This window comes from Dokdonella sp., from assembly GCF_049593775.1.
In the GTDB taxonomy this organism is placed as follows: Bacteria; Pseudomonadota; Gammaproteobacteria; order Xanthomonadales; family Rhodanobacteraceae; genus Dokdonella.
This window is the reverse complement of record NZ_JBAWHJ010000128.1, coordinates 1-3,258: the sequence shown is the minus strand read 5'-3', so window position 1 is coordinate 3,258 and position 3,258 is coordinate 1. Positions and strand designations below refer to the sequence as shown.

3 protein-coding genes are annotated in these 3,258 nt (G+C 62.1%); all 3 read right to left on the bottom strand.

Annotated elements, in window-relative coordinates:
* The coding region (locus WBP53_RS04400) for a hypothetical protein (RefSeq protein ID WP_423926329.1) at positions 1 to 759 on the bottom strand (759 nt) is incomplete at its 3' end.
* Positions 760 to 766: 7 nt separating this feature from the next.
* Positions 767 to 2,251: an NAD-dependent succinate-semialdehyde dehydrogenase gene (locus tag WBP53_RS04395; RefSeq protein ID WP_423926327.1), complete on the bottom strand. Its 1,485-nt coding sequence runs from the start codon at positions 2,249 to 2,251 to the stop codon at positions 767 to 769.
* Positions 2,248 to 3,258 (bottom strand): hypothetical protein (locus WBP53_RS04390; protein ID WP_423926325.1); only part of this gene is annotated, 1,011 nt, incomplete at its 5' end. The genes WBP53_RS04390 and WBP53_RS04395, both read right to left, overlap by 4 nt.

The following is a 3,258-nucleotide window of genomic DNA, read 5'->3' as shown; positions in this document are numbered from 1 at the left end:
CTTGTAGACGACGCCGTGGCGGGTCTCCGCAGCGTTGGCGGCAGTGGCCAGATAGGCCACGTCGATGCCGGGGAATTCTTCAGTAAGTGCAGCCAATGGCCTGGTGGGTATCCGCGCTGCTACTTCGCGTTGGTATGCAGCGATGACGGCGTCTGCGCCCTGCACTTCCAGCGGCGTGTATTCGGCACTGAGCATTCCCCACAGATCGAACTGCAGGTAGAGACAGGTCTCGCTGCTGATCTGCACGGCAGCATGTTTCAGCACGCGGTCATCCTTGAACAGGACCATCAGCACGCCGTTGTGCGTGCAGTTGGCGTTCTTCTCGGTCAGCGCGAATGGAATCGCGGCGCGCGTGAATCCCTGGTCGCCGGGCTCGTCCCAGACCCTGCCGGGTTCGAGAACGAATTCCCACCAGTCATGCGTGCTGCGGATGGGCCCGCGCCGGACCGGAATCAGAGCGTCTTCGAATTGCACGAACTCGAAATCGAAGTCGTCCGGGAAGCTCCGGGCCTGACGAATGTCCTTGCTGCTCAGATAGTTTTTGTCGGCCACCAGGGTGCGCGTCGAAGGCTCGCCGCGCAGGCGCAGGCGGCCTTCGAACCGCTGCGTGGGTGCAACGGCATCGGCATCCGGCGCAAAGGCGGACAGATCGACACTGCTTCGGTACTTGCCCGAGAGCATGGCCTCGTGATCGAGCGCCTCGCGAGCGCAGGCTGCCGAGGGAATGGCCGCGGCGAACAGCAGTGCAAACATGCGCACGTGCATCTCAGATACCGCCGATGCCGATGTACTTGAGTTCGGTGTAGTCGTTGAGTCCGTACCTGGAACCCTCGCGACCGGTGCCGGATTGCTTGACGCCGCCGAACGGTGCGACCTCGGTCGAGATGATGCCGGTGTTGATGCCGATGATGCCGCATTCCAGCGCCTCGGCTACACGCCAGCTGCGGGCCAGATCACGCGTGTAGAAATAGCCGGCCAGGCCGAACTCGGTGTCGTTGGCCTTCGCGATCACTTCATCTTCAGTGCTGAAACGGAACAGCGGCGCCACCGGTCCGAAGGTCTCTTCGTTGGCAATCAGCATGCTGGCATCGACATCAGCGAGCAGGGTCGGCTCGTAGAACGTACCACCCAGCGCATGCCGCTTGCCGCCACTGAGGATCCTGGCACCCTTGGACACGGCATCGACGACATGTTCCTCGACCTTGGCCAGTGCGCTCTCGTCAATCAGTGGGCCCTGATCGGTAACGCCCTGCAGGCCGTTGCCGACGCGCAAGGCACTTACAGCGCTGGCCAGCTTTGCGGCGAATGCGTCATACACGCCATCCTGCACGAACAGGCGATTTGCGCAGACGCAGGTTTGCCCGGTGTTGCGATACTTGCTGGCGATTGCACCTTCGACTGCCGCATCGAGGTCGGCATCATCGAACACGATGAACGGCGCATTGCCACCCAGTTCGAGCGATACGCGCTTCATGCCCTCGGCGCATTGCGCCATCAGTTTCTTGCCAACGCCGGTCGAGCCGGTGAAGCTCAACTTGCGCACGGCGGAATGAGAAGTCATGGCCCCGCCGATTGCCGACGAGCGGCTGCCGGTGACTATGTTGAGTACGCCGGGCGGCAGGCCGGCGCGTTCGGCGATCACGCCATAGGCGAGTGCCGAATACGGTGTCTGCAGTGCCGGTTTGCAGACCACGGTACAACCCGCGGCCAGCGCCGGCCCGATCTTGCGCGCCAGCATGGCGGAGGGAAAATTCCATGGCGTGATCATGGTGACGACGCCGATCGGCTGACGCAGGACCATGATGCGCTTGTCGACGGCATGGCCCGGTATGACATCGCCGTACATGCGTTTGGCTTCCTCGCCGAACCATTCGAGGAAGTTCGCGGCATAGACGATTTCGCCTTTGGCTTCGGCCAGCGGCTTGCCCTGTTCGGCGGTAAGAATGCGGGCCAGATCATCCTGGTGTTCGAGCATCAATTCGTACATGCGGCGCAGGAGGTGCGCGCGCTCCTTTGCGGTCTTCTTGGCCCAGGCTGGAAACGCGGCTTTGGCCGCGTCGATGGCCTGGTTGGTTTCGTCTGCGCCGAAGTCCGGCACCGTGCCAAGCACATCGCCATTGGCGGGATTTTTTACCTCGCAGGTGTTCGGTGTGGCGGAATCGCGCCACTCGCCGGCGATCAGGCATTGCATGCGCAGCAGACCCGGGTCGGCCAGATCAAGAGTAGTGCGTGGTTTGTTCGTTTGGGTCACGCCGTTTTCTCCAATTGATCGACCTGGATCGTCGCGAACACCGCAGCGATCGAGGAAAGCGCCAGTACCAGGATGCCAAACCAGATCAGCAGATCGAAGTTGCCGCCACGCAGCAACAGACCCCCCGCGAGCGGGCCAGTAGCGAGGCCACATTTCGAAACAAAGCCGCCCAGCGTGGCCAGGCGTCCGCTGGCATCGAGCCGGGAAATCATGCCGAACAAATACGGCACCACGAATGACCAGGTGATGGCGGTGCCGACATTCGCGATCAGGAAGATCGGTTGGCTGGCGCTCCAGAAGAATCCGGCGGTTCCGGCGAGGGTCAACAGGAAGGCCGCAATCAGCGGACGCATGCGGCCGAAGCGGGTACCCATGAAAATGACCAGACCGGCACCGGCCGCGCCGATCCAGGTAGCCCAGCCCAGCGCCTGGCCGATGAAATCACGCGACAAGGCGGCATCTTCACCCAGCCGGATAATAAATGCGGCCAGTGACATGTTGCCGGCCTGGAACAGGAAGATGGCCAGCAAGGCGAGGATGACGGTGAGTTTGCGATAAGTCGCCGGAATCGCGGCGAGGTCGGCCTTGCTCTGGTTCTTGCCCAGCACGGTGGGAATCGCGAGCATCGAAACCAGGGCCAGCGCGGTCAGTGCGGCCAGCACATAGAACAGGATCTGGGTGCCATAGACCGGCACCAGCAGTGGAAGGAACATCACGCCAAGACCACCGAGTCCGAATTGCAGAACGAGCAGCATGCCGAACGCGCGATCAGGTGAATTCAGGCGTGCCATAACCGAATAGACGATGCCGACCGACATGCCGCCAATGAATCCGTGGCCGGCGCGCACGATGGTCAGCATGAGTGGATCGGTGATCAGGGTGGATCCCAGGTCGATCGCCATCAGCAGTGCGAACAGGATGCCTAGCGCCGGCCTCCACTCGATTCGGCGTACGATGAATACCGCTGCCAGGCTGCCGATGCTTGCACCGTAAATGTTGGCTGAGCC